Source organism: uncultured Kordia sp., assembly GCF_947496985.1.
Classification (GTDB): domain Bacteria; phylum Bacteroidota; class Bacteroidia; order Flavobacteriales; family Flavobacteriaceae; genus Kordia.
Genome location: NZ_CANMEZ010000008.1, coordinates 158,103 through 179,575, shown reverse-complemented (window position 1 = coordinate 179,575; position 21,473 = coordinate 158,103). Strand labels below are relative to the sequence as shown.

General features: G+C 32.2%; 21 protein-coding genes. 10 read left to right on the top strand and 11 right to left on the bottom strand.

Annotation, left to right across the window (positions count from 1 at the left end):
* Position 1: 1 nt before the first annotated feature.
* A complete protein-coding gene (locus Q0828_RS18825) occupies positions 2-253 on the bottom strand; it encodes a hypothetical protein (protein ID WP_298424892.1) in 252 nt (83 codons plus the stop codon).
* Between the two features lie 147 nt (positions 254-400).
* Between Q0828_RS18825 and ruvX the strand changes: the two genes are divergently transcribed.
* The 3 genes from ruvX (at position 401) to Q0828_RS18810 (ending at position 2,058) form a co-directional block, all read left to right on the top strand.
* Positions 401-808 (top strand): Holliday junction resolvase RuvX, encoded by a 408-nt coding sequence (ruvX, locus tag Q0828_RS18820; protein WP_298424889.1) that lies wholly within the window; start codon positions 401-403, stop codon positions 806-808.
* A 7-nt stretch (positions 809-815) separates the two neighbouring features.
* Complete coding sequence (gene def, locus Q0828_RS18815) at positions 816-1,406, top strand: peptide deformylase (protein WP_298424886.1); 591 nt, start codon at positions 816-818, stop codon at positions 1,404-1,406.
* A gap of 238 nt (positions 1,407-1,644) precedes the next feature.
* A complete protein-coding gene (locus Q0828_RS18810; protein ID WP_298424883.1) occupies positions 1,645-2,058 on the top strand; it encodes a DUF5606 domain-containing protein in 414 nt (137 codons plus the stop codon).
* Positions 2,059-2,134: 76 nt separating this feature from the next.
* Here the strand turns inward: Q0828_RS18810 and Q0828_RS18805 are convergent, their stop codons facing one another.
* Positions 2,135-2,629 (bottom strand): hypothetical protein, encoded by a 495-nt coding sequence (locus Q0828_RS18805; protein WP_298424881.1) that lies wholly within the window; start codon positions 2,627-2,629, stop codon positions 2,135-2,137.
* 166 nt (positions 2,630-2,795) lie between these two features.
* Positions 2,796-3,239: a DUF1572 family protein gene (locus Q0828_RS18800; RefSeq protein WP_298424877.1), complete on the bottom strand. Its 444-nt coding sequence runs from the start codon at positions 3,237-3,239 to the stop codon at positions 2,796-2,798.
* 116 nt (positions 3,240-3,355) lie between these two features.
* Here Q0828_RS18800 and mazG point away from each other — a divergent pair, with 116 nt between their 5' ends.
* Entirely contained in the window at positions 3,356-4,129 is a 774-nt protein-coding gene (gene mazG / locus Q0828_RS18795; protein ID WP_298424874.1) for a nucleoside triphosphate pyrophosphohydrolase, read from the top strand.
* A 174-nt stretch (positions 4,130-4,303) separates the two neighbouring features.
* On the opposite strand, the gene Q0828_RS18790 is transcribed toward mazG, so the two are convergent.
* From Q0828_RS18790 to Q0828_RS18765, 6 genes are all read right to left on the bottom strand, one after another.
* Positions 4,304-6,376 carry a DUF349 domain-containing protein gene (locus Q0828_RS18790; protein WP_298424871.1) on the bottom strand — a complete coding sequence of 691 codons (2,073 nt, stop codon included), beginning with the start codon at positions 6,374-6,376 and terminating at the stop codon, positions 4,304-4,306.
* Positions 6,377-6,501: 125 nt separating this feature from the next.
* Entirely contained in the window at positions 6,502-7,263 is a 762-nt protein-coding gene (locus Q0828_RS18785; RefSeq protein WP_298424869.1) for a shikimate dehydrogenase, read from the bottom strand.
* Positions 7,238-8,254: a DUF368 domain-containing protein gene (locus Q0828_RS18780; RefSeq protein WP_298424866.1), complete on the bottom strand. Its 1,017-nt coding sequence runs from the start codon at positions 8,252-8,254 to the stop codon at positions 7,238-7,240. Before Q0828_RS18780 ends, Q0828_RS18785 begins: the two co-directional genes overlap by 26 nt.
* Before the next feature lie 20 nt (positions 8,255-8,274).
* The gene (locus Q0828_RS18775; RefSeq protein WP_298424862.1) at positions 8,275-9,216 is read right to left on the bottom strand and encodes a DUF368 domain-containing protein; all 942 of its coding nucleotides are present in this window, start codon (positions 9,214-9,216) and stop codon (positions 8,275-8,277) included.
* A gap of 93 nt (positions 9,217-9,309) precedes the next feature.
* Positions 9,310-10,710, bottom strand: a complete 1,401-nt coding sequence (locus tag Q0828_RS18770; RefSeq protein ID WP_298424859.1) for a tetratricopeptide repeat protein — start codon at positions 10,708-10,710, stop codon at positions 9,310-9,312.
* 198 nt (positions 10,711-10,908) lie between these two features.
* Positions 10,909-12,090 (bottom strand): aspartate aminotransferase family protein, encoded by a 1,182-nt coding sequence (locus Q0828_RS18765; RefSeq protein WP_298424856.1) that lies wholly within the window; start codon positions 12,088-12,090, stop codon positions 10,909-10,911.
* 361 nt (positions 12,091-12,451) lie between these two features.
* On the opposite strand from Q0828_RS18765, the gene Q0828_RS18760 reads away from it, so the two are divergent.
* Positions 12,452-12,616 (top strand): hypothetical protein, encoded by a 165-nt coding sequence (locus Q0828_RS18760; protein WP_298424853.1) that lies wholly within the window; start codon positions 12,452-12,454, stop codon positions 12,614-12,616.
* A gap of 91 nt (positions 12,617-12,707) precedes the next feature.
* Here Q0828_RS18760 and Q0828_RS18755 read toward each other — a convergent pair whose 3' ends face one another.
* Together Q0828_RS18755 and Q0828_RS18750 are read right to left on the bottom strand one after the other, a co-directional pair.
* Positions 12,708-13,169 (bottom strand): STM3941 family protein, encoded by a 462-nt coding sequence (locus Q0828_RS18755; protein ID WP_298424850.1) that lies wholly within the window; start codon positions 13,167-13,169, stop codon positions 12,708-12,710.
* Positions 13,170-13,331: 162 nt separating this feature from the next.
* On the bottom strand, positions 13,332-15,059 hold the full coding sequence (locus Q0828_RS18750) for an OstA-like protein (protein ID WP_298424847.1): 1,728 nt from the start codon (positions 15,057-15,059) through the stop codon (positions 13,332-13,334).
* Positions 15,060-15,336: 277 nt separating this feature from the next.
* On the opposite strand from Q0828_RS18750, the gene Q0828_RS18745 reads away from it, so the two are divergent.
* The 5 genes from Q0828_RS18745 (at position 15,337) to dapB (ending at position 21,451) form a co-directional block, all read left to right on the top strand.
* Positions 15,337-18,189, top strand: coding sequence for a pitrilysin family protein (locus Q0828_RS18745; protein ID WP_298424844.1), 2,853 nt, complete (start codon positions 15,337-15,339; stop codon positions 18,187-18,189).
* Between the two features lie 262 nt (positions 18,190-18,451).
* A complete protein-coding gene (locus Q0828_RS18740; protein WP_298424841.1) occupies positions 18,452-19,222 on the top strand; it encodes an AAA family ATPase in 771 nt (256 codons plus the stop codon).
* Between the two features lie 5 nt (positions 19,223-19,227).
* Positions 19,228-20,133 (top strand): ParB/RepB/Spo0J family partition protein, encoded by a 906-nt coding sequence (locus Q0828_RS18735; protein ID WP_298424838.1) that lies wholly within the window; start codon positions 19,228-19,230, stop codon positions 20,131-20,133.
* Complete coding sequence (locus Q0828_RS18730) at positions 20,123-20,716, top strand: DUF5683 domain-containing protein (RefSeq protein ID WP_298424836.1); 594 nt, start codon at positions 20,123-20,125, stop codon at positions 20,714-20,716. Before Q0828_RS18735 ends, Q0828_RS18730 begins: the two co-directional genes overlap by 11 nt.
* A gap of 33 nt (positions 20,717-20,749) precedes the next feature.
* Positions 20,750-21,451, top strand: a complete 702-nt coding sequence (gene dapB / locus Q0828_RS18725; protein ID WP_298424832.1) for a 4-hydroxy-tetrahydrodipicolinate reductase — start codon at positions 20,750-20,752, stop codon at positions 21,449-21,451.
* Positions 21,452-21,473: the final 22 nt, after the last annotated feature.

The following is a 21,473-nucleotide window of genomic DNA, read 5'->3' as shown; positions in this document are numbered from 1 at the left end:
CTTAATGTTTAACTTGTATACGTCTGTAAATTTTATTTTCCTCAGTTCGTTTAAGATTCATAACATTGCAATCAAGACCATTAGCTAAGCTAAGGCATTCATTTGTGTCATGAAAGTCAAATTCTGTATTCCATTGCAGATAATAACTATTGATTTTTTTATCTAATGCTTGTAGTAAAAAGTCTTTATTTTTTTTCAAAAAAGAAATAGCGTCAGAGAAATATTTAGGGTTGTATTTAGGAATACCAAGCATTTTTTTATCTTATGTATAAATTGTAATTATTGTATTTCGTTTAAAGATATATAATAAAAGTAGCATAACAATTCCTGTCATTACATTAATATTTTCTCAATTTTTATACACATTGAAATATAAAGCTTATTTTTGCCAAAATTTTATATGGCTCGCATTTTAGCAATTGATTATGGAAAGAAACGAACAGGTATTGCCGTTACTGACGAGATGCAATTAATAGCTTCTGGTTTAACGACAGTTCGCACGCATGATTTAATCAATTTTTTAAAAGAATATGTAGCCAAAGAAAATGTAGAATTGTTCTTGGTTGGAGAACCGAAACAAATGAATTACGAAGCTTCCGAAAGCGAAGTTTTAATTAAAGAGTTTATTCGTTTGTTAGCCAAAGCAGTTCCAGCAATTCCTATAAAACGTGTTGACGAGCGTTTTACATCAAAAATGGCGTTTAAAACCATGATTGATAGCGGATTGAAAAAAAAACAACGTCAAAATAAAAGTTTAATAGATGAAATAAGTGCAACAATCATTTTGCAATCTTATCTATACAAATAATACGAATATGATATTACCAATTGTCGCTTTTGGCGATCCAGTTTTACGAAAAGTAGCTACAGATATTACACCAGAATATCCAAATTTAGATACGCTACTTGAAAATATGTTTGAAACAATGTACAACGCTTATGGTGTTGGTTTGGCAGCTCCGCAAATAGGATTGCCAATTCGCTTATTTATGGTAGATGCTACTGGATTTGCTGAAGATGAAGAACTTGATGAAGTTCAAAGAAAACAACTTGAAGGCATGAAAAAAGTGTTTATCAACGCAAAAATTGTAGAGCGCGATGGTGAACCTTGGGTTTTTAATGAAGGTTGTTTGAGTATTCCAGATATTCGCGAAGATGTTTTCCGTCCGGAAAGTATCAAAATTGAATACATGGATGAAAACTTTGAAAAACATGTAGAAGAATATGACGGTTTGGCTGCAAGGGTTATTCAGCATGAATATGATCATATTGAAGGAATTTTATTTACAGATAAACTATCTGGATTAAAACGCCGTTTATTAAAAGGAAGATTGGCAAATATTTCACGCGGACGTATTAAAGTAGATTACAAAATGCGTTTTCCAGATGCCAAAAAAATACGATAATTAAATTTTGAAATAACTTTTTACGTCGCTTTAAAAAGTTTGTAAAAGTTAAGTTTTGAGAAAATAAAATATATGAAACGACAGACTCCGTTCTAAAACGGAGTTAGTACAACTAGCAATTTTTATGTAGCTTTAAAAAGTTTATAAAAATTGAGTTTCACTAAAATAAACGTTAAAAAAGGTGATGCAATATCTACAATCTGTATATTTGCGATCCTATTGTTAGAAAAAATATAGTATGAGTCTAGAAAAAATATTAGCTATCTCTGGGAAACCAGGACTTTATGAATTAAAAACACAAACCCGTAATGGTTTTGTTGCAGAATCATTATCTGATGGAAAGAAAATTTCTGTAAGCTTACGTCACAATGTAAGCTTATTATCTGAAATTGCAATCTATACAAATACAGAAGAGGTTCCTTTAGCAGAAGTATTAGAAAAAGTGAAAGTCAAAGAAAATGGCGCAGCAACTTCTATAAACCATAAAGAATCAAAAACAGTATTGGCAACATACTTTGAAGAAGTATTACCTGATTACGATCAAGATAGAGTATATCCAAGCGATATAAAAAAGGTAATTCAGTGGTATAATTTATTGCATTCTAAAGGGATGATCGATTTTACTGCAGAAGCTTCTAACGAAGAAGAATAGTATACACGAACAAGTTTAGTCATAAAAAAATCCAGCAATTTGCTGGATTTTTCATTTTATATATACAAGTGAATAATTAATTCTTTATAACAGAAATTCCAGCAGTATTGATTGCATCTACATATTTTTGATCAGCACCTTCTTCTAACATTCCCATAAACATAATACAAGTTTCAGCATCACGTTTTAAGAAATATACAGTACTATTCACGGTTACGCCTTGTGCTTCGCTGCTACCTTCTATATGCATTACATTTACACCGTTAATTGTTTTTTCTTTTCTTTGAGTTACTTTAAAAGTTGCGGGTAATTTGCTTGTTAGTTTAGCTTTACCATTTTCATATGTTTCAGGAAGAACCATTGCCATAATTACAGCTTTTGGAGTTTCAGATACATACATGTTTGGAGTTGCTTGTGTGAAAATTGTAGAATCAATTTCCATATCTATTTTAATAGCCATTAACTCCATGGCTCTCGCTTGTTTCTCAGCTTCTGTTTCTTGTGTTTGCTCTTGCGCTTGCGCCGTAAATCCTAAGCATAGAAAACAAAGTGCGATCAATAATTTTTTCATTGTTATAAAAGTTTTATGTGATATCCCAAAAATACGGAATTGTAAATTAGTATTTTCAAAAACCTGCTATTATCTAGTTCTATTGCTTCGACAAACTGAATATAAAACCCTTGATACGCTCAATGTGAATGTTTTGTTAGATTTGTTTCGTCTAAAGTCTAACAAACTAATTATCCAACAACCTTCTGTGGTAATTAATTTGTCCAGTATGATAACTCAAATGCCAAAGTAAATGCAATAGCATATATTCGTTAGTAAGAATTTCTCCATTTTTTTCAATAGGATAGTTCTCTGTAAGTTTTCCTTCTGGAAGATTTGTCAAAGCAGTGAAGACAATTTGTTTTACAGTTTCAACTTCTGAAAGCAAGGTTTTTTTTGGAACATCTTTCGTTGTAAATTCGGCTTCTCGTTGACGTATATAGTTCGTATTTCCAAGGTGTTTCCCGATAAAGTGATTTAAGTTTCCAATAAGGTGTAAACATAAATTTCCACCACTATTAGAAATATTTTCAGTTAGTTTCCAAAGGGAAGCTTCGTATTGATATTGTTCAACTTCTGTTGCTAATCGATCTAACTCTCTATTGTATAACTGAATGATTGTTGCTTTCATTTGTTGTGTAGTTTGATTATATAAAAATACAAAGATTGTTTGCCTTCTACAATGAAAAATAGCGGAGATTGTAGCTAAAATTAGTAGTTTTGCCACTCTTGATACCAAAACAACTTATGAACTCCAGAAAAGCACAATTAGCAGCCTTTGATCGTTTACTAACCATTATGGATGAATTGCGAGAGCAATGTCCGTGGGATAGAAAGCAAACCATGCAAAGTTTACGTCATTTAACCATTGAAGAAACCTATGAATTAGGCGATGCAATTTTGGATAATGACTTAGAAGAAGTCAAAAAAGAGTTAGGTGATGTATTGTTACATATTGTATTTTACTCAAAAATTGGTAGTGAAACCAACAATTTTGATATAGCAGATGTTGCGAATGAAATTTGTGAAAAATTGATCAATCGTCATCCGCATATTTACGGTGATGTTGAGGTAAATAATGAAGAAGATGTAAAACGCAATTGGGAAAATTTAAAGTTGAAAGAAGGGAAGAAATCGGTGTTAGAAGGTGTTCCTAAAAGTTTGCCAGCGTTGGTGAAAGCAAGTCGAATTCAAGATAAAGTTGCAGGCGTTGGTTTTGACTGGGAAGAACCACAACAGGTTTGGGAGAAATTAGAAGAAGAATTAGGAGAGTTTCAAGAAGAAGTTGCGAAAGGTGACAAAGATGCGATGGAAGCGGAATTTGGGGATGTATTATTCTCTATGATTAATTATGCACGTTTCCTTAAAATAAATCCTGAAAATGCCTTAGAACGCACAAATAAGAAATTCATCAAGCGTTTTCAATACTTAGAACAAAAAGCAAAGTCTCAAAATAAAAAACTTGTTGATATGACACTTGCCGAAATGGACGTTTTCTGGGAAGAGGCAAAGAAATTGTAAATTAGGTGTTAGGTGTTGATTTTTAGAGTGTTAGTTCTATCGCAGTAAAGAACCATTTTAACACCTATTTTATTTGCTAAATCTAAAAATATACAAAAGCCACTTAGTTTCCTAAATGGCTTTTTTAATTTATATTTTATGCATTGAGCGGAGTCGAAATGCGAAATACTACATTTACAACGATCTTAACTGTTGTAATTTTGCTTTCCAAGTATCTAATGCTCTTTTGTGTTTTTCAATATCTTGATGTACTTTTTTCAACATTGGACTGTTAGATGATGAATTAGAGAAAAATTGTAAGTTGTTTTCCAACTGACGAATTTCTCCAGAAATATCATCAATCTTTCTGCGAATGAAAATACGTTCAGAGTTAATTTTGTCAGCATCTAAATTATCTAAACGATTACTGTATTTGATCAACTCAGATTCTTGCTTATCAATGTTCAATTTCTTGAACAATCCGTCAATAACCTTGTTGAACTTATTGTCAATATTTTTCTTATTATAAGGAACTCTACCAATTGTTTTCCATTCAGCAATTTTTTCCTTAATTGTTTCAATATCTTGTTTTGTGTCACCAGATAATTCAAACGCTTCCATAGCGTCCAAGAAGGTTTGCTTTTTCTCTAAAGCTTCTAATTCACCTTCGTTTGCTTTGTTTTTCTGAGCATGTAATTTATCAAAATAATGATTACAAGCATTTTTGAATTGCTTCCAAACTTTATCAGAAATTTTCTTTGGTACATGGCCAATCTTTTTCCAATCGGCTTGTACTTTCTTCATTTGTGGAGTTGTAGCTGACCAATCGTCATTATCTTTTAAAGATTCAGCCAATTCAATTAGAGCTAATTTCTTAGCTAAATTTTCTTGCTGCTCTTTCTTTAATGATTTGTAGAATGCATTTTTATTTGCATTAAATTCACGAACTGCTTGCTTGAATTTTGCCCAAGTACCTTCATTCACTTTTAATGGCACTTTTCCAGCATTGAAAAACGCTTCACGCAATTTCTCAATCTCTTTAATTTTATTTTGCCATTGATTATGAACATTGTAAGTTCCGCCAGAAATCTCTTTGATCTTCTCAATGATTTCTTCCTTTACAACTAAATTTTGTTCGTAAATCTTATCTATATTTTTGAAATATTCTTGACGTCTATCATGAATCAACTTCGTAGCTGCACTAAATTGATTCCATATATCTTCACGTAATTCTTTTGCAACAGGTCCAATATCTTCTTTCCAGATTCGGTGTAAGTTTTGTAACTCTCTAAATGCATGAATGATATCTTCTTCTTGCGATAATTCTTCCGCACGAGCTACAATCTTTTGCTTTTCAGCATAATTGTGTTTGAAGTCTAAATCACGTAAATCTCTATTCAAATGTAAAAAGTCATAAAAACGTTCTACATGGTGGTGATATGTACGCCAAACATTATTGTATTGTGTTTTTGGAATAGAACCAGCGTTACGCCATTCTTCTTGAATTTGCTTGAAATGTTTGTAGGTTGTGTTGATATTTTCTTCAACATTTAACAAACCTTTGAGTTCTTCAATTAAAGATAAACGCTTTTCTAAGTTGGCATTTAAATCTTTTTCTAAACTCTTATAGTAATCGGAACGTTTTGTACGATATGCATTGTATGCAACATTGAATTTTCCTTTAACTGGAAGGTTAAAATGGAAGTCAATTATATTTCCGCCTTCAGCTAAAAACTCTTCTTTACGTTGTTCTAAAACTTCGTTGAATTTTAAATTGAATTCCGTTTTAATACCATCGACGTGTTCTTTTATAGCTTGAACTTTTTCGTTCTGAACCAATTTTTCTAACTCAATTACAAGATCATCCATTGTCATAGAATGGTAATCAAGTACTGGAATTACATGACGTTCACTAGCACTTTCATCTTCCGCATCTTCCGCAACATTTTCATGCACTTCATTTACAGCTTCCTGATGTTCTTCTATCGTTTGTTCAGATTCTTCAACAGCATCTTGCGTTTCAGCAACAACTTCTTCAGTTTCCTCAGTAATTTCTGAAGGTTCTGTAGCTTCTTGTGCTATGACTTCCTCAGCTTCCGTTTCAACTTCTTCTGTATTTTGAGTTTCAGTTGCTACTTCACTTTCAGTAACATTCTCAACTTCAGCTTCCGGAGTAACGGTTGTTTCTTCAGTGTTTTCTGGAGTTGGTTGTGATTCTAAATTTCCTTCTGCGTCTGGCAGGTTCTCATTTTTGTCTTCTAACATCATAAAAAATGTTTGGGTTCGTTCTTTCTTTTTCAAGCTTTAAAGTCCGAATATACTAACAAGAAACAAAACGACAAAGTTTTACAGATGAGAAACTGCGTTAAAAACGGGAAAAAATGCAGGTTTTTTTAAGAATTCCAGATTTTCCAAGCTTTTTCTGCTTGAAATTCTAACATTCTGTAACCATTTGCAATTTGCGCTCCTTGCAATCGACCAAGTTTTAAAAAGGTAGTTTCTGACGGATTGTAAATTAAATCGAACAATAAAAAGTCTTTGGAAACATATTTATATGGAACATCTGGGCATTCTTCAATTTTTGGAAATGTACCCAGTGGTGTGCAATTCACAATAATTGGATGCGATTTCATTAATTTCTCGCTTAAGTCTTGATATGAAATCGTTTGTTCGTTTTTAGGTTTTCTAGAAACAAATTTATAATCAATATTCAATTCTTCAAAAACAAAAGCAATGGCTTTGGAAGCGCCTCCAGTTCCAAGAATTAATGCTTTTTTATGATGTCTTTTAAGATACGGTTTGATTGATTTTTTAAAACCATAACAATCTGTATTGTATCCTTTTAGACTTCCGTCTTTTTTAATTTTAATCGTATTAACGGCACCAATTTTTTCTGCTTTTTTGTGTAAATCGTCAAGAAAAGGAATCACGTCCTCTTTGTAGGGAATAGTAACGTTCATTCCTTTGAGATTAGGATATTGCTTGATGATTTTTGAAAAGTCTTCAATTTTTGGAATATCAAAATTTGTGTAGTGATAATCAGAAAGTTGTAAGGTTTTGAATTTATTTTTAAAATAACCTCTGGAAAACGAATACGCAATATGTTTTCCGAGCAATCCGAAAAGTGCATTATATGTTTCGAGTTCTTTTTCCATACCAATCTAAAGCTAATACTATTGAAATTCCAATGAGAATAAAGAAAACGCCTATCCAAGTGTCTCCAGAAGAAAAGTCTGGGATCATACGTTTATAATTTTGAATGATTTGTTTATTATTTGAATCGAGCAAAAATATACCTGCTTCATCCGTTTTATAAATGGTTTCTTTCCATGGCCATACTACGCCAAGTGAACCAGAAATAAATCCGATAATAATTGCTGTTGTAATATTTTTATAGTGTTTTAAAACATAATTTAGTAAATGTGAAAGTGTAACTAATCCGACAGTGGAACCTGCTGTAAATACGGCAAGAATTTTTAAGTCGCGAATACGTTCTGTATTACTGGTAAACGAAAAGTTGCCTTGTAGCATATCTGCGATTGTATCATATAGAGCATTTACAGAATCTACTAAGAGTAATACGTAGTTTCCGAGAAGAATCAAGATAAACGAACCTGAAAGTCCGGGTAATGTCATACCAGAAACGCTAATGATTCCACAAATAAAAACAAAAGCTAAATGATCGTTTTCTTTGGCAGGATTCATCAAACTAATGGCAATTCCAACCACAGTTCCGATAATTAAACTTAGGATTGTAGAACGATTCCAGTGTTTAAAATCTTTTGCAATGTAATATATCGAACCGAGAATCATTCCAAAAAAAGCTGACCAAACATAAAGTTCGTAATATTGAATGAAGTAATCGAGAATTTTAGAAACACTAAAATAACTGATTAGCATTCCAAGAATAAGTAAGCCTAAAAACTTTCCGTTAATGTATTGATAAAAACTTCTAAAACGTCCGTTAAAAAGTAATTTGAACGCTTTTCCATTGATTCTTTGTAACGAATAGATAAACTCTTCGTAAAAGCCTGCTACAAATGCTACAACACCACCAGAAACTCCTGGAACTTTGTTTGCCGCGCCCATTGCTAATCCTTTTATGATAAGGAAGATTTTATCTTTGAGCGTTCGAGTGCTTTGCATATATTTTTAGCGATTGAGCATTAGTTAGACTGCTTTTTTGTAGCGAATTTTTCCATTATAAAAATAGTTAGAAATCCGACAACCATCAACACAATTGCAAAAAGAAGTTGAGAGTCTAAGTTATTTGTTGTTTCAAATGTATTTGGCAGAATACTTTTTCCATACACATTCACAGTTTCTCCATGCGAATCTACACGTGTTCCTGTAATGATTTTCCAAGGCCAAATTTTATTTAATGATCCTAAGATAAACCCGGATAAAACGGCTAAGGTTAAGTTGTTGTAATTGCTAAATAACCATTTTAATATTTTTGAAAATGATAACAATCCAACAACAGCTCCGACAGCAAATATGGCAATCGTTTTGATGTCTTTATTGTTTATAGCGCCCAAAACGGGTTCATATGCGCCTAAAAGTACTAAAATGAATGCTCCTGAGATTCCAGGAAGAATCATAGCGCAAATTGCCAATGCGCCTGCAATAAATATAAACCATGACGAGTTGATGCTTTGCTCGCCACTTGGTAAGGTTGTGATGTAGTAGGCTATGATCGCGCCAAGTGTAAAACCAAGAATCGTTTTCCAATTCCATGTTTTTATTTGTTTTCCGATGAATAGAATACTAGCAATTACCAATCCGAAGAAAAATGCCCATAATAATACAGGTTCATTATTTAGTAACGATTTGATGACTTTTGCTAAGGATAGAATACTGATCCCAATTCCTATTAATAGGGCAAATAAGAAATTTCCGTTTAGTTGTTTCCAAGCGGCTTTTATACCTTCTTTTCTTAACGTTTTTAGTAAATCTAAATTTACATTATTGATAGATGTAATGAGTTCTTCATATATTCCAGAAATAAAGGCAATTGTTCCGCCAGAAACGCCTGGAACTACATCGGCTGCGCCCATTGCGAGTCCTTTTAACGTGATTAATACGTAATCGAATAGACTTCTATTCATGTGTTGCTGTGTATTATGAGTTCATTTCATTTTAATCTATAGCAACATGAAAAATTATGCTATAGAAAAATGTACACGCAAAAGTATGGAATTTTATGTGGACGATTTTTTAAATTGTGAAATAATATTTTTCACAGAAACTCTCATAAATACATTTGGAAATAGTTGTTGAAACATTAAGTGCTTCTTGAAATCGTTTCGCAATGCGTTTTTTAAATGAAATGTTCCTTTGTTTTGTTCGCAAAGTGTAAAATAAATTCCAGCCAATCTGTATTCTATTTTTGCATTATCAGGATAGAATTCTAACGCTTGTAATAATACGTGCGTTGTGTTTTCATATTCTCCTAGAAGTTTTAAAATATCTGCCCAAGCAACCCAAGTACTGAGTTCATAATTACCAAGTTCCACCGTTTTCTGATAGGCAATGTCTGCTTCTTCATAGAGTTGTAATGCTCTGTGAATTTCAGCAGAACGTTTCCAATAGGAAACATTTTCCGTATCTATATTGATGGCTTTGTTTACATAATACAAAGCTTTCTGGAAGTTTTCTTGCTTTACGTAAAAATCTGTAATGGCTGTCCAGCCTTTATCTAATAACGGATCTTCATGAACCGTTTTGTAGTAAAATTTTACGGCTAAGTCTTTTTGACCTAATTTTTCATAGCATTTTCCCATACGCAAATACGCAAATGAAGTTGGATCGTCCAACTCAAGCGTCATTTGATAGTTATGAATTGCTTCTTCATATTCGCCAAGTTTTTCTAGTACTTTCCCTTTTTCAAGATATGCACCAATAAAACGATCATCTGCAATGATGGCAAAATCAAAAGCAGCTAATGCTTCTGGAAACATTTTTTTAATAAAATATTGCTTTCCTAATTGATGCCAAGCGACTTCAGAATATGGATTTTTGTCAATGTATTCGTTCAAATAGCTAATAGCGCCGTCAATATCTTCTAGAAATTCAAAACAATAAATGATATTGTATAAAGAAGAATAATCATCAATATCAAGCTCAATGCACTTCATGAAGTACTTTTTAGCTTCTTTGAAATCGTCTATAAATAGATATTCCATTCCGATTAACGAATTCACGTCAGCTTTGTCATTACTGTATTGTAATGACATTTTCAGCAATTCAATGGCTTTGTAATGTTGATCTCTTTTGGATAGAATATTTGCTTTCTGAATGTACACTTCCGCGTTTGACGTCTCTAATACATATAGTGCGTCTAGCAATTTCTCAGCTTCATCTAACTTATTTTCAAACACCATCAATTCGATTTCCATGAGTTTTAAATTCACAGAACTCGGATGTTGTTCTAATCCTATTTTGATGGCTTTTTTTGCTAAACCTATTTTTCCAGTATCAAGGTAGTGATGAATGATTTCTTCAAATTCAGCAGAATCAAAAAAGAAAACATTATTAGTTTTCAACATTGATTCAAATCTCGATAAAGCAAAATTTTGATCTTCATTAGAGCTAAATAGCATAGGCAATACGCGTTTTTAGTTTTCTATTACATTAAATGTAGTTGAACATTCTGTTGTTTTGAAACAATTTTTTTTTTGTTTTCAACAAATTAATCAACAATAATCAGTGTTGTGAAAATGACAACTATTTGATTTTTAGCTGGTTGTTTGGTTAGTGAGGTTGATGGTGTTTGTATTCATAACGAATACGTGAGTTATTTAGTCTTTAATACGTTGTAAAACTTTCAAAATTATAGCGCAACCTAGCTTTATTTCTTCTTCAGAGATGGTTAAAGGAGGCGTAATTCTTACTGCTTTTGGTTCAAAAAGTAGCCAAAATAGAATCAATCCTTCTTCTTGACAACCTAAAATAATTTGATTTGCGATGTCAGAATTTTTTACAATTAGCGAAAGCATTAACCCTTTTCCTCTAATTTCTTCGATGTATTTGTGTTGTAATAAGCTTCTGAATAGTTTTTCTTTTTCTAAAGTTTGTGTCATTAGATCACTTTCCGTGATTTCTTGTAAAGTAGCCAAACTTGCGGCAGCAATTACAGGATGACCACCAAAGGTTGTAATGTGTCCTAGTTTTGGTTGATCTTGTAAAGAATCCATCAATTTAGCAGAAGCTGTAAAGGCACCAACGGGCATTCCGCCACCCATTCCTTTTCCCATCACTACAATATCAGGAATGACATCATAGTTTTGAAATCCGAATAGCTTTCCAGTTCTTCCAAATCCAGGTTGGATTTCATCTAATATGAGTAAAGCACCAACGGCTTCACAACGTTCTTTTACTTTTTTTAAATATTTATTTTTAGGTTCAATAAATCCTGCGCCACCTTGAATCGTTTCTAAAATAACACCAGCTGTTTTGCTAGTAATTTTTCCTAAATCGCCTTCATTATTGAATTCAATGAAATTTACATCTGGCAATAAAGGTCTAAATGCTTGTTTGCGTTCTTCAAACCCCATAATGCTCATAGCGCCTTGTGTATTACCATGATAAGCATGTTTTGCAGCAATTAATTCGGAACGACCCGTCACGCGTTTGGCTAGTTTCATAGCACCTTCAATAGCTTCCGTTCCTGAGTTGGTTAGATACGTTTTTTCTAACGGATCAGGTAATTGAGTAGCTAATAGTTTTGTGAATTCTACGGCAGTTTTTTGCACATATTCTCCATACACCATTACATGCAAATATTTATCTAATTGATCTTTGATCGCTTTTACAACTCTTGGATGTTTGTGTCCTAAACTACATGCAGAAACACCTGCAACAAAATCTAAATAGGCTTTGTTGTTGGTGTCATAAATATAGCTTCCATCAGCATGAGACACTTCCATGGCTAACGGATGCGGTGTTGTTTGTGCTTGGTATGTGAAAAAATCTTCTTTCATGTAAAATCTCCTTCAAAAAACTGTTTGCAAAGATACGAAGTTATATTGATGTAGTTGAAAAATTATATGATTGAAGAAGTAAATGATTAGTAGTTTTTTTGAATTATTGTTTTTCTAATTTCTTTTTGTTCACAAAGTTAAATTTGAAATTACTTCACATAGCAAAAAACGAATATAAAGGTTTTGATTTTCGTTTGGTTACTAGACTTTCAAAATGACTAAGTAATTTCTCTAAAGTGTTTAAATTGTAAAATTTTTCTTTATTTTTTATGCTTACAATTCATAAATATGGACTTGCTTTTCTTTTTTCAAGAGCTTCTGTGTATTAAATTAGAGATATTAACATTAAAAACATATTATTATGAAAAAAAGAAATTTAAAAGCATTAAAATTAAACAAAAAAGCAATTTCTAACTTTGAGAAAGATTTAAATAAAGGAGGAACACTAGCTTCTTTTGTTTGCTCTAATTTAAATTCTAAATGTGATATAAACTTACCTCATATCCTTATTTGTACTTGGTGGTAATTTATTGAACAGTAGTAATTATTAAAAACCTGGGAAATTTTTCTCAGGTTTTCTTTTTTTATGGTGTTTTTTCAGAGAATTACAGTAAGACTTACAAATTGTATTTCTTTAAAGCGTTTAATAATATTTTTTCAACTTCAGTTAATTTTAAAGGAAGTGTTACTTCTCCAATTGCAATAGGAGAGTTGAAACTACTATAATTGTATTTCAAACTTTGTTTAGTGAGCATGTTTTTGCTGTTATCAATATATGTAGTTGGATTTTTTACCTGTACAACTAAAAAATTATTTGAAGTTACTTTGACTGGTTGAAAACCTATGACATCTTTCCAAGGGATAAAACCGACACTTGTAACTGTAGAATTATCCGTGATTCCTTTTGAATTTATAATTAAAGCTGCTTTTGGTTTTATGAGTCTCCGAATACCTGTTACTCCTGTAAGACCAAAAAACAAAATCCCAATGATTCCTATGAATTTTAGATTGCTTTCTGTTGAATAGATATAGAAACCTGCAATTATAAAAATTAAACTTCCTATTACGAGAAGTGTCATTTTCTTTTTACTGGTTTTGGAATTATAACTTGATCGTTCATATGTTAAATGTATTTATTATTTAGACATATAAAATCAAAATATGTTACAGGTTGATGTTGATAATTGAAAGATTAAATATTCAAAAGTTGTTTTTAAACTCAATTTCATTTTGAATCTAACTTATTGTTTTTCCAACTTCTTTTTATCTTTTGAAGCAGGTTGTGCAATTAGTTTCTTTTTATTGTAAGCTTTTTTCTTTTTTGGAGGAGTCGCTTTTAACTTTGTAACAGTTTTTTCTTTTTTCTCGTTAGAATTTTTTTCTTCTTCTAATGGATCCATAGCGTTATTGATACCACGAATTACGGGTAGTACAATATTGTTATCATCTTCATCAAAAATATCATCTTTGGAATACATGCGTTCATCGCCACGCCAAATAAAACCACGGAGTTTCCGTGCATTTTTTGGTAAATCCTTATCAGGGTAAATCACACCATCAGGTCGTGTGAAAAATGTAATATCTTCAATTTGATTGTTATTTAATGTCAAATTAATAGCGCTACAAATGGTTTTATTAATTCCAATAAATTCATTCTTATCATTATACATAAAGTACACAACTTCAGTGTTTTTGATAACATCAACTTCGTATAGCTTATTGTCTTCAAACTTTCCGTACAAATTTTTTCCTTTTACCTGATTGTATCCGTCGCCAAGTGTATCTTTTTGTACAATAAAAGCATTGTTAATTACTTTTAAAGAATCTAATTTTTCAGTTTTTACATCCGAAATCAAGAAAATAGTGTCGCCAGTCATTTGACTATCACCATTCCACATAATCGGTTTGCGTATCATTTTTGTAATTCCTGATTTGTTATCCGCAAACAAAGAATCACATTTTCCGCTCATGTCTGTTTTGAAAAACTTTACATTTCTGTATGCACGAATAACTCTATTCTCTGCCGGACCAGTTACTAATAGACGATCTCCGTGAATATACATTGAATCAGTTTCAACCAAACTAATGGCAACCGCTCGCTTGGTAATAAAAGCAGAATCTTTTGCTTTGTAGACTTCACCATAATGACCTTTCAAAATCATATTATTGATGGTGTCCGTTATTTTTATATTGTTCGTTGCAGAAGCAAATTCGGTGCTTTTTTCAAAGTATAAACTATCTCCGTTGATAATTCTATTGTCATAATCAATCCGAGATTCTTTGACAAAATATCCTTTTTCAGTGATCGTATTGTAAAATCCACGCTTACAAAATATGGTATATTCTTTTCCTTTAATAGTGGAAGGTCCATACATGTATGCATGTTTGGAGTCTGTGTAATAGTCTAATTGTGTGGAGTTTACTGTGTATTCAGGATTCGTAATTTCTACATCTTTTAAAAACTGATACTTGTTTTTTTGCATAAAGTAACGTCCTTCAATACTCGTCAACGTTGTGGCACTATCTTTTACAACTCCTTTGGTTGTAAAATACGCTTCTTGTAAGTTACGGTCAAAATACAATGTATCAGTTTTAAGTTCCATATCTGTATTTTGCAAACGTACATTTCGTTTGGAAACCGCTAATTTAGTATTCCCATCATATTCAATATATTCACTAGTCATTTCTACGGAATCACCTTGTTGGATGAATACATTTCCATATGCTTTTACCCAGTTTCTATTCTGAAATAACACAGCTCTATCGCACCAAAGATCCATTCCTTCATGTTCAAATCGAACTTGTCCTGTTTTAGTTTTTGAAAAGATTTTAGCACCTGGATATTTATTTTCATCCACCTTTAAATCCCCACCATATACAATTTTGATGACAGTTTCTCCATTTGTTGATGTTGGTGTTTGTCCAAATGCTAGTTGAACAAAGAAAAATAAGATGCATATTTTTTTCATAAAAGCGCTACTCTAGTAATGATAGTCATAGAATGTTTTAGAATACTATGATTAAAAATTCGCTCAAAAATAATCTTTTTTACTAGTAATGTTCAAAATTTGTGAATTTTTAACGAGCAACATAATTTAATACGCTATTACTACTGTAAACTAGCTAAGAAGAATTGAATTAATAGTCTTAAACTCACAATTTAATGTTAAATATTTAATAATGTTAAATTATGTATGTAACATTATGTGTAATTTTTAAACGTATGAAATAATCAAAACCATAATCATGAAAAAATACATTCTTCTCTTCGGGCTCATTTTTGCGATGAGTTTAAGCAGTTCTTACCAGGCAACTGCGCAATCAAAACAAAGTGTTCAAGAAGATTTAATAACCACTTCCATAGATGGAAAAGAAATTCCTGTTGATCCTAATGTGAAAATTGGAAAACTATCAAATGGATTAACATATTACATTAGAAATAATGGTAAACCAGCGAATAAAGTTGAATTGCGTTTAGTTGTAAATGCAGGTTCTATTTTAGAAGATGAAGACCAACTAGGATTGGCGCATTTTATGGAGCATATGAATTTTAACGGAACAAAAAATTTTAAAAAGAATGAACTTGTAGATTATCTTCAAAGTATTGGGGTGAAATTTGGAGCGCACTTAAATGCATATACAAGTTTTGACGAAACAGTTTATATTTTACCAATTCCAAGTGACGATCCAGAAAAACTTGAAAAAGGATTTCAAATCATAGAAGATTGGGCACACAATGCATTGTTAACGGATGAAGAAATTGATAATGAAAGAGGAGTTGTATTAGAAGAATATCGTTTAGGAAAAGGTGCAAATGAGCGTATGTTACAAAAGTACTTACCTAAAATTATGTATGGTTCAAAATATGCGAAACGCTTACCTATTGGAACAAAAGAAAACTTAGAAACATTTAAATACGAAAGCTTACGCAGATTTTACAAGGATTGGTATCGTCCAGATTTAATGGCAGTTATCGCTGTTGGAGATGTTGATGTTGCCGTGTTAGAAGAAAAAATAAAATCGCATTTTGGTAAAATTCCAGCAGCTGTAAATTCAAAACCAAGAGTAACACATGATGTGAAAAACCATGATGAAACATTCGTTGCTATTGAAACTGACAAAGAAGCATCTTTCACGCAAGTGCAAGTAATGTTTAAAGATTTAGGAGCTCCACAGGAGATGAAAACTACGGATCAGTACAGAAACCAAGTAATTAAAGGCTTGTTTTCACAGATGATAAATAATCGTTTGGGTGAATTGACTGAATCAGAAAATCCACCTTTCGTTTTTGGATCTAGTTATCATGGAGGAACTTGGGCACGTACTAAGCAAGCATACCAATCAACGGCAATGTCTGCTGCGGATGGACAATTAACTGCTTTATCAGCGTTACTGGAAGAAAACGAACGTGTTCGTAAATACGGTTTTGGTAAAGGAGAATTTGAAAGAGCTAAAAAAAGTATTATTGCACGACTAGAAAAAGCATTCAAAGATAGAACGAAGTTAGAATCAAACAGGTTTGCCGGACAATATATACGTAACTTTTTATCAGGAAGTCCGATTCCAGGAATAGAATGGTCATATAATTACTATCAAGAAGAATTGCCAAAGATTAAACTAGAAGAAATCAATAATTTGATCAATAGTTATTTACGCGATACGAATAGAGTAATTGTATTGACAGGACCTGAAAAAGAAGACACTCCAAAAATTACGGAGGCGCAAGTATTAGAAATTCTTAATGGAGTAAAGTCAAAGGAAATAAAGCCTTATGAAGATAAAGAAGTTGAAAATTCTTTAATTTCAAATTTGCCACCTGTAGGAACTATTGTAAATAAAACTGTAAACGAAAAAGTTGGTGTAACGACATTAACATTAAGCAATGGAGCAAAAGTTGTATATAAGAAAACTGATTTTAAAAACGATGAGGTATTATTTTCAGCATTTAGTTTAGGAGGAAGTTCATTATATACAGATGAAGAATTTAAAGCAATTGGAGTTGCAAATGGAGGATTGGCAGAAGCTGGAGTAAATGGATTCTCAAAAGTTGATTTGCGAAAAATGATGTCTGGAAAAATTGCACGTGTTTCACCTTATATTGGAGCGTACAGAGAAGGATTTAACGGAAGTGCAACACCAAAAGACTTAGAAGAGTTATTCCAAATGACACATTTGTATTTTACAAAGTTAAATAAGGATGAAAAAGCATATAATTCTTTCATTACTAAGCAAAAAGGGTTCATGACAAACATTATGAAAAGTCCTCAATTTTACTTTCAATTTAAAATGGGAGAATTCATGAATGGTAAAAATCCAAGATATCAAGGATTTCCAACTGCTGAAATGATGGACGCAAGTGATTACGATTTGGCATACAAAAAATACCAAGAACGTTTTGCAGATGCGGGTGATTTCAATTTTTATTTTGTTGGTAACGTAGATGAGCAAAAATTAGCCGAGTATGCAACTAAGTATTTAGCAAGTTTGCCTGGTAAAAACTCAAATGAAAAGCCAAAGTTCTCTTCATTCCGTTCCTTAACAGGAAAGCATACGAAAATAATAGAAAAAGGGGAAGATCCTAAAAGTTCTGTACAAATCATATTCAATGGAGAAACAGAATATAATGCTAAAGAAGCAAGATCATTACAATTACTAGGTGAAATTTTAAGCATCAAACTTATTGAAAAGTTACGTGAGCAAGAAGGTGGTGTTTACGGAGCTGGCGCTAATGGTAGCATGCGTTCATTCCCATATGGTTGGTACAATTTTAGGATTACATTCCCATGCGGACCTGAAAATGTAGATAAGTTAAAAGATGCTGCTTTGGCAGAATTAAAAACAATTGTAGATAATGGGCCAACAGAAAAAGATTTAAACAAAGTGAAAGAATCTAATCTGTTAGAAAATAAAGAAGAAGTGAAGAAAAATCGTTTCTGGTTACGTTATTTATCTAACTCTGATTACATGGAAAGAGATGTAAATAGAGTTTTGAAATTTGAAGATTCTGTAAATGAAATTACAGTTGATGACATTCAAAATGTAGCTAAAAAATACTTAAAAGGAGATTATATTTTAGGAATTCATAATCCTGAAAAGTAGAAGTATATAATATCGAAAACCGTTTGGATAACTCTAAACGGTTTTTTTATAAAACTTAATTTTAAAGAATCCTGCAGAAAAGCGGGATCTTTTGTTTTTATGTCTATTTGTACAACTTACTTTACACTATTCAACACAAGCTTTGATACTTAATGTCTTTTTAATTTAGTTTTAACGAAAGATTATCATAGTTGTTAATAATTTTCATTTCATTAACTCAATAATAATTGTATTTTTATCGCTTAAAATCCTCAAACAAACCATGGGCAAAATAATTGCTATCGCAAATCAAAAGGGTGGCGTAGGAAAAACTACCACATCTGTTAACTTGGCGGCATCTTTAGGCGTGCTTGAAAAGAAAGTATTACTCATTGATGCTGATCCGCAGGCAAATGCAACTTCAGGGCTAGGAATTGATGTAGAAGCTATTGAAAAAGGTACGTATCAATTGTTAGAACATACAGCAAGCGCTGCTGATGTAGTAATGGAAACAAGTTCTCCGAACTTACATATCATTCCTGCACATATTGACTTGGTAGCAATTGAAATAGAATTGGTTGATAAAGATCAACGTGAATATATGTTGCAGAAAGCACTAAAATCTATTAAAGATGATTATGATTATATTTTAATAGATTGCGCTCCATCGTTAGGATTATTAACTTTAAATGCTTTAACAGCAGCGGATGCAGTTATGATTCCAATACAATGTGAATATTTTGCATTAGAAGGATTAGGAAAATTATTAAACACAATAAAAAGTGTTCAAAAAATACACAATCCATCATTAGATATTGAAGGATTACTATTAACAATGTACGATTCACGCTTACGTTTATCTAACCAAGTAGTGGAAGAAGTACAAAAACATTTCAACGATATGGTTTTCTCAACCATTATTCAGCGAAATGTACGACTGAGTGAAGCACCAAGTTATGGAGAAAGTATCATTAACTATGATGCAGGAAGTAAAGGAGCGAGCAATTATTTAAGCTTAGCGCACGAAGTGATTAAAAAAAATAGTGGTAAATAAGATTTATGGCGAAGGCAACAAAAAAACAAGCACTAGGAAGAGGATTGTCCGCATTACTAAAAGACCCTGAAAATGATATTACATCAGTTTCAGATAAAAATGCTGACAAAGTAGTAGGGAATATTGTAGAATTGGCAATTAGTACAATTGAAGTAAATCCGTTTCAACCAAGAACGAACTTCAATGAAGAAACACTTCGTGAATTGGCTTCTTCTATAAGGGAATTAGGTGTGATTCAGCCAATTACTGTGCGAAAGCTTGGTTTTGAAAACTATCAATTGGTTTCTGGAGAACGTCGTTTTAGAGCTTCTAAATTAATAGGTTTAGAAACAATTCCTGCATATGTGCGTATTGCAAACGATCAAGAATCTTTAGAAATGGCGTTGGTAGAAAACATTCAACGTTCTGATTTAGACCCTATCGAAATTGCATTGTCATACCAACGTTTAATTGATGAAATTAGCTTGACACAAGAACAGATGAGTCAACGTGTTGGAAAAAAACGTTCTACCATTGCAAACTATTTACGTTTATTAAAATTAGATCCAATTGTTCAAACTGGAATGCGTGATGGCTTTCTAAGTATGGGACATGGACGTACATTAGTAAATGTAGAAAACACCAACGACCAACTCGAAATCTATGAAATGATTCTTTCCAAATCATTATCTGTTCGTGAAACAGAAGAATTGGTAAAGAATTATAAGAAAGATAAAACTATTGAAACCCCAACGAAAGATATACCAGATGTCCCAAAATTCGTTAAAAAAGGAATTCGCGATTTCTCTGAATATTTTGGACATAAAGTAGATGTAAAAGTTAGCGCAAATGGAAAAGGAAAAATTAGCATTCCATTTCATTCTGAGCAGGACTTTGCACGAATCAAAAAATTATTAAAGAGTGGGAAATAGAATCGTCATATTGTTATGTTGCTTGTGTTTTATAACGAACGCATGGTCACAAACAAAAGAAGAAAAAGGGAAGGAAAAGCAGAAAGAAGAATCGTTGTTGGTTGTAAAAGACACTATAAATGTGGCTAAAAAAGAAATCAACCCATTATCTCCTTCAAAAGCTGCGTTCTATTCTGCAATTTTGCCAGGCTTAGGACAAGCCTACAATAAAAAATATTGGAAAATTCCTATTGTATATGCTGCTATGGGAACAGGAATTTATTTCTACATCAGTAATAACAAACAATACAATCGATACAGAACTGCATACAAACAACGTTTGGCAGGGTTAAACGATGAATTTAGCATACTTGTTCCAGATGAAAATGCACTTATTGATGCACAAGAATTTTACCAACGAAACAGAGATTTATCGTTACTATTAACGATTGTAGCATATGTGTTAAATATTGTTGATGCCAATGTGGATGCTCATTTACTACAATTTAATGTAAGTGACGATCTTTCATTTCGGCCGCATATAGATCAAAATGAAATTGATTTTAATCGAAATTTAGGACTCACGCTCAATTTCAAATTTTAGCTTCTTCAACGTAGATTCAAAAAAAATAGAATTATGAATATTGCATTGCTCGGTTATGGTAGAATGGGGAAGGAGATTGAAAAAATAGCTTCTCAACGTGGACATTCAATTATTCATAAAATATCGAAAGACATTGAAAGTTACGATTTTTCCAATGTAGATGTAGCTATAGATTTCAGTATTCCAACAGCTGCTTTTCAAAACATTTCACATTGTATCAAACAACAAATTCCTGTCATTTCAGGAACAACTGGTTGGTTGGATCGTTATGATGAAATTGTTTCTCTGTGCCAAAATGAAAAAGGAGCATTTATCTATGCATCTAACTTTAGTTTAGGTGTCAATATATTTTTTGAGATGAATGCATATTTAGCAAAAATGATGTCGCAACTTGAAGATTATAAAGTAGGCGTTGAAGAAATTCACCATACCAAAAAACTTGATGCGCCAAGCGGAACAGCAATTACGTTGGCAGAAGGAATCATTGAACATACTAAGTATACAGATTGGAAACTTGAAAAAGCGGAAACGGAAACTGACATTCCAATTGTAGCAAAACGTATTCCTGAAGTGCCAGGAACACATGAAATTACATATACTTCTTCCATTGATACTATTGCTATTGAACACAAAGCACACAATCGTCAAGGATTTGCTTTAGGAGCAGTTGTAGCGGCAGAATGGATTCAAAATAAAGAAGGTGTTTTCACGATGAAAGACGTGTTAAACATTTAATAAACATTAAAATAGATTAATT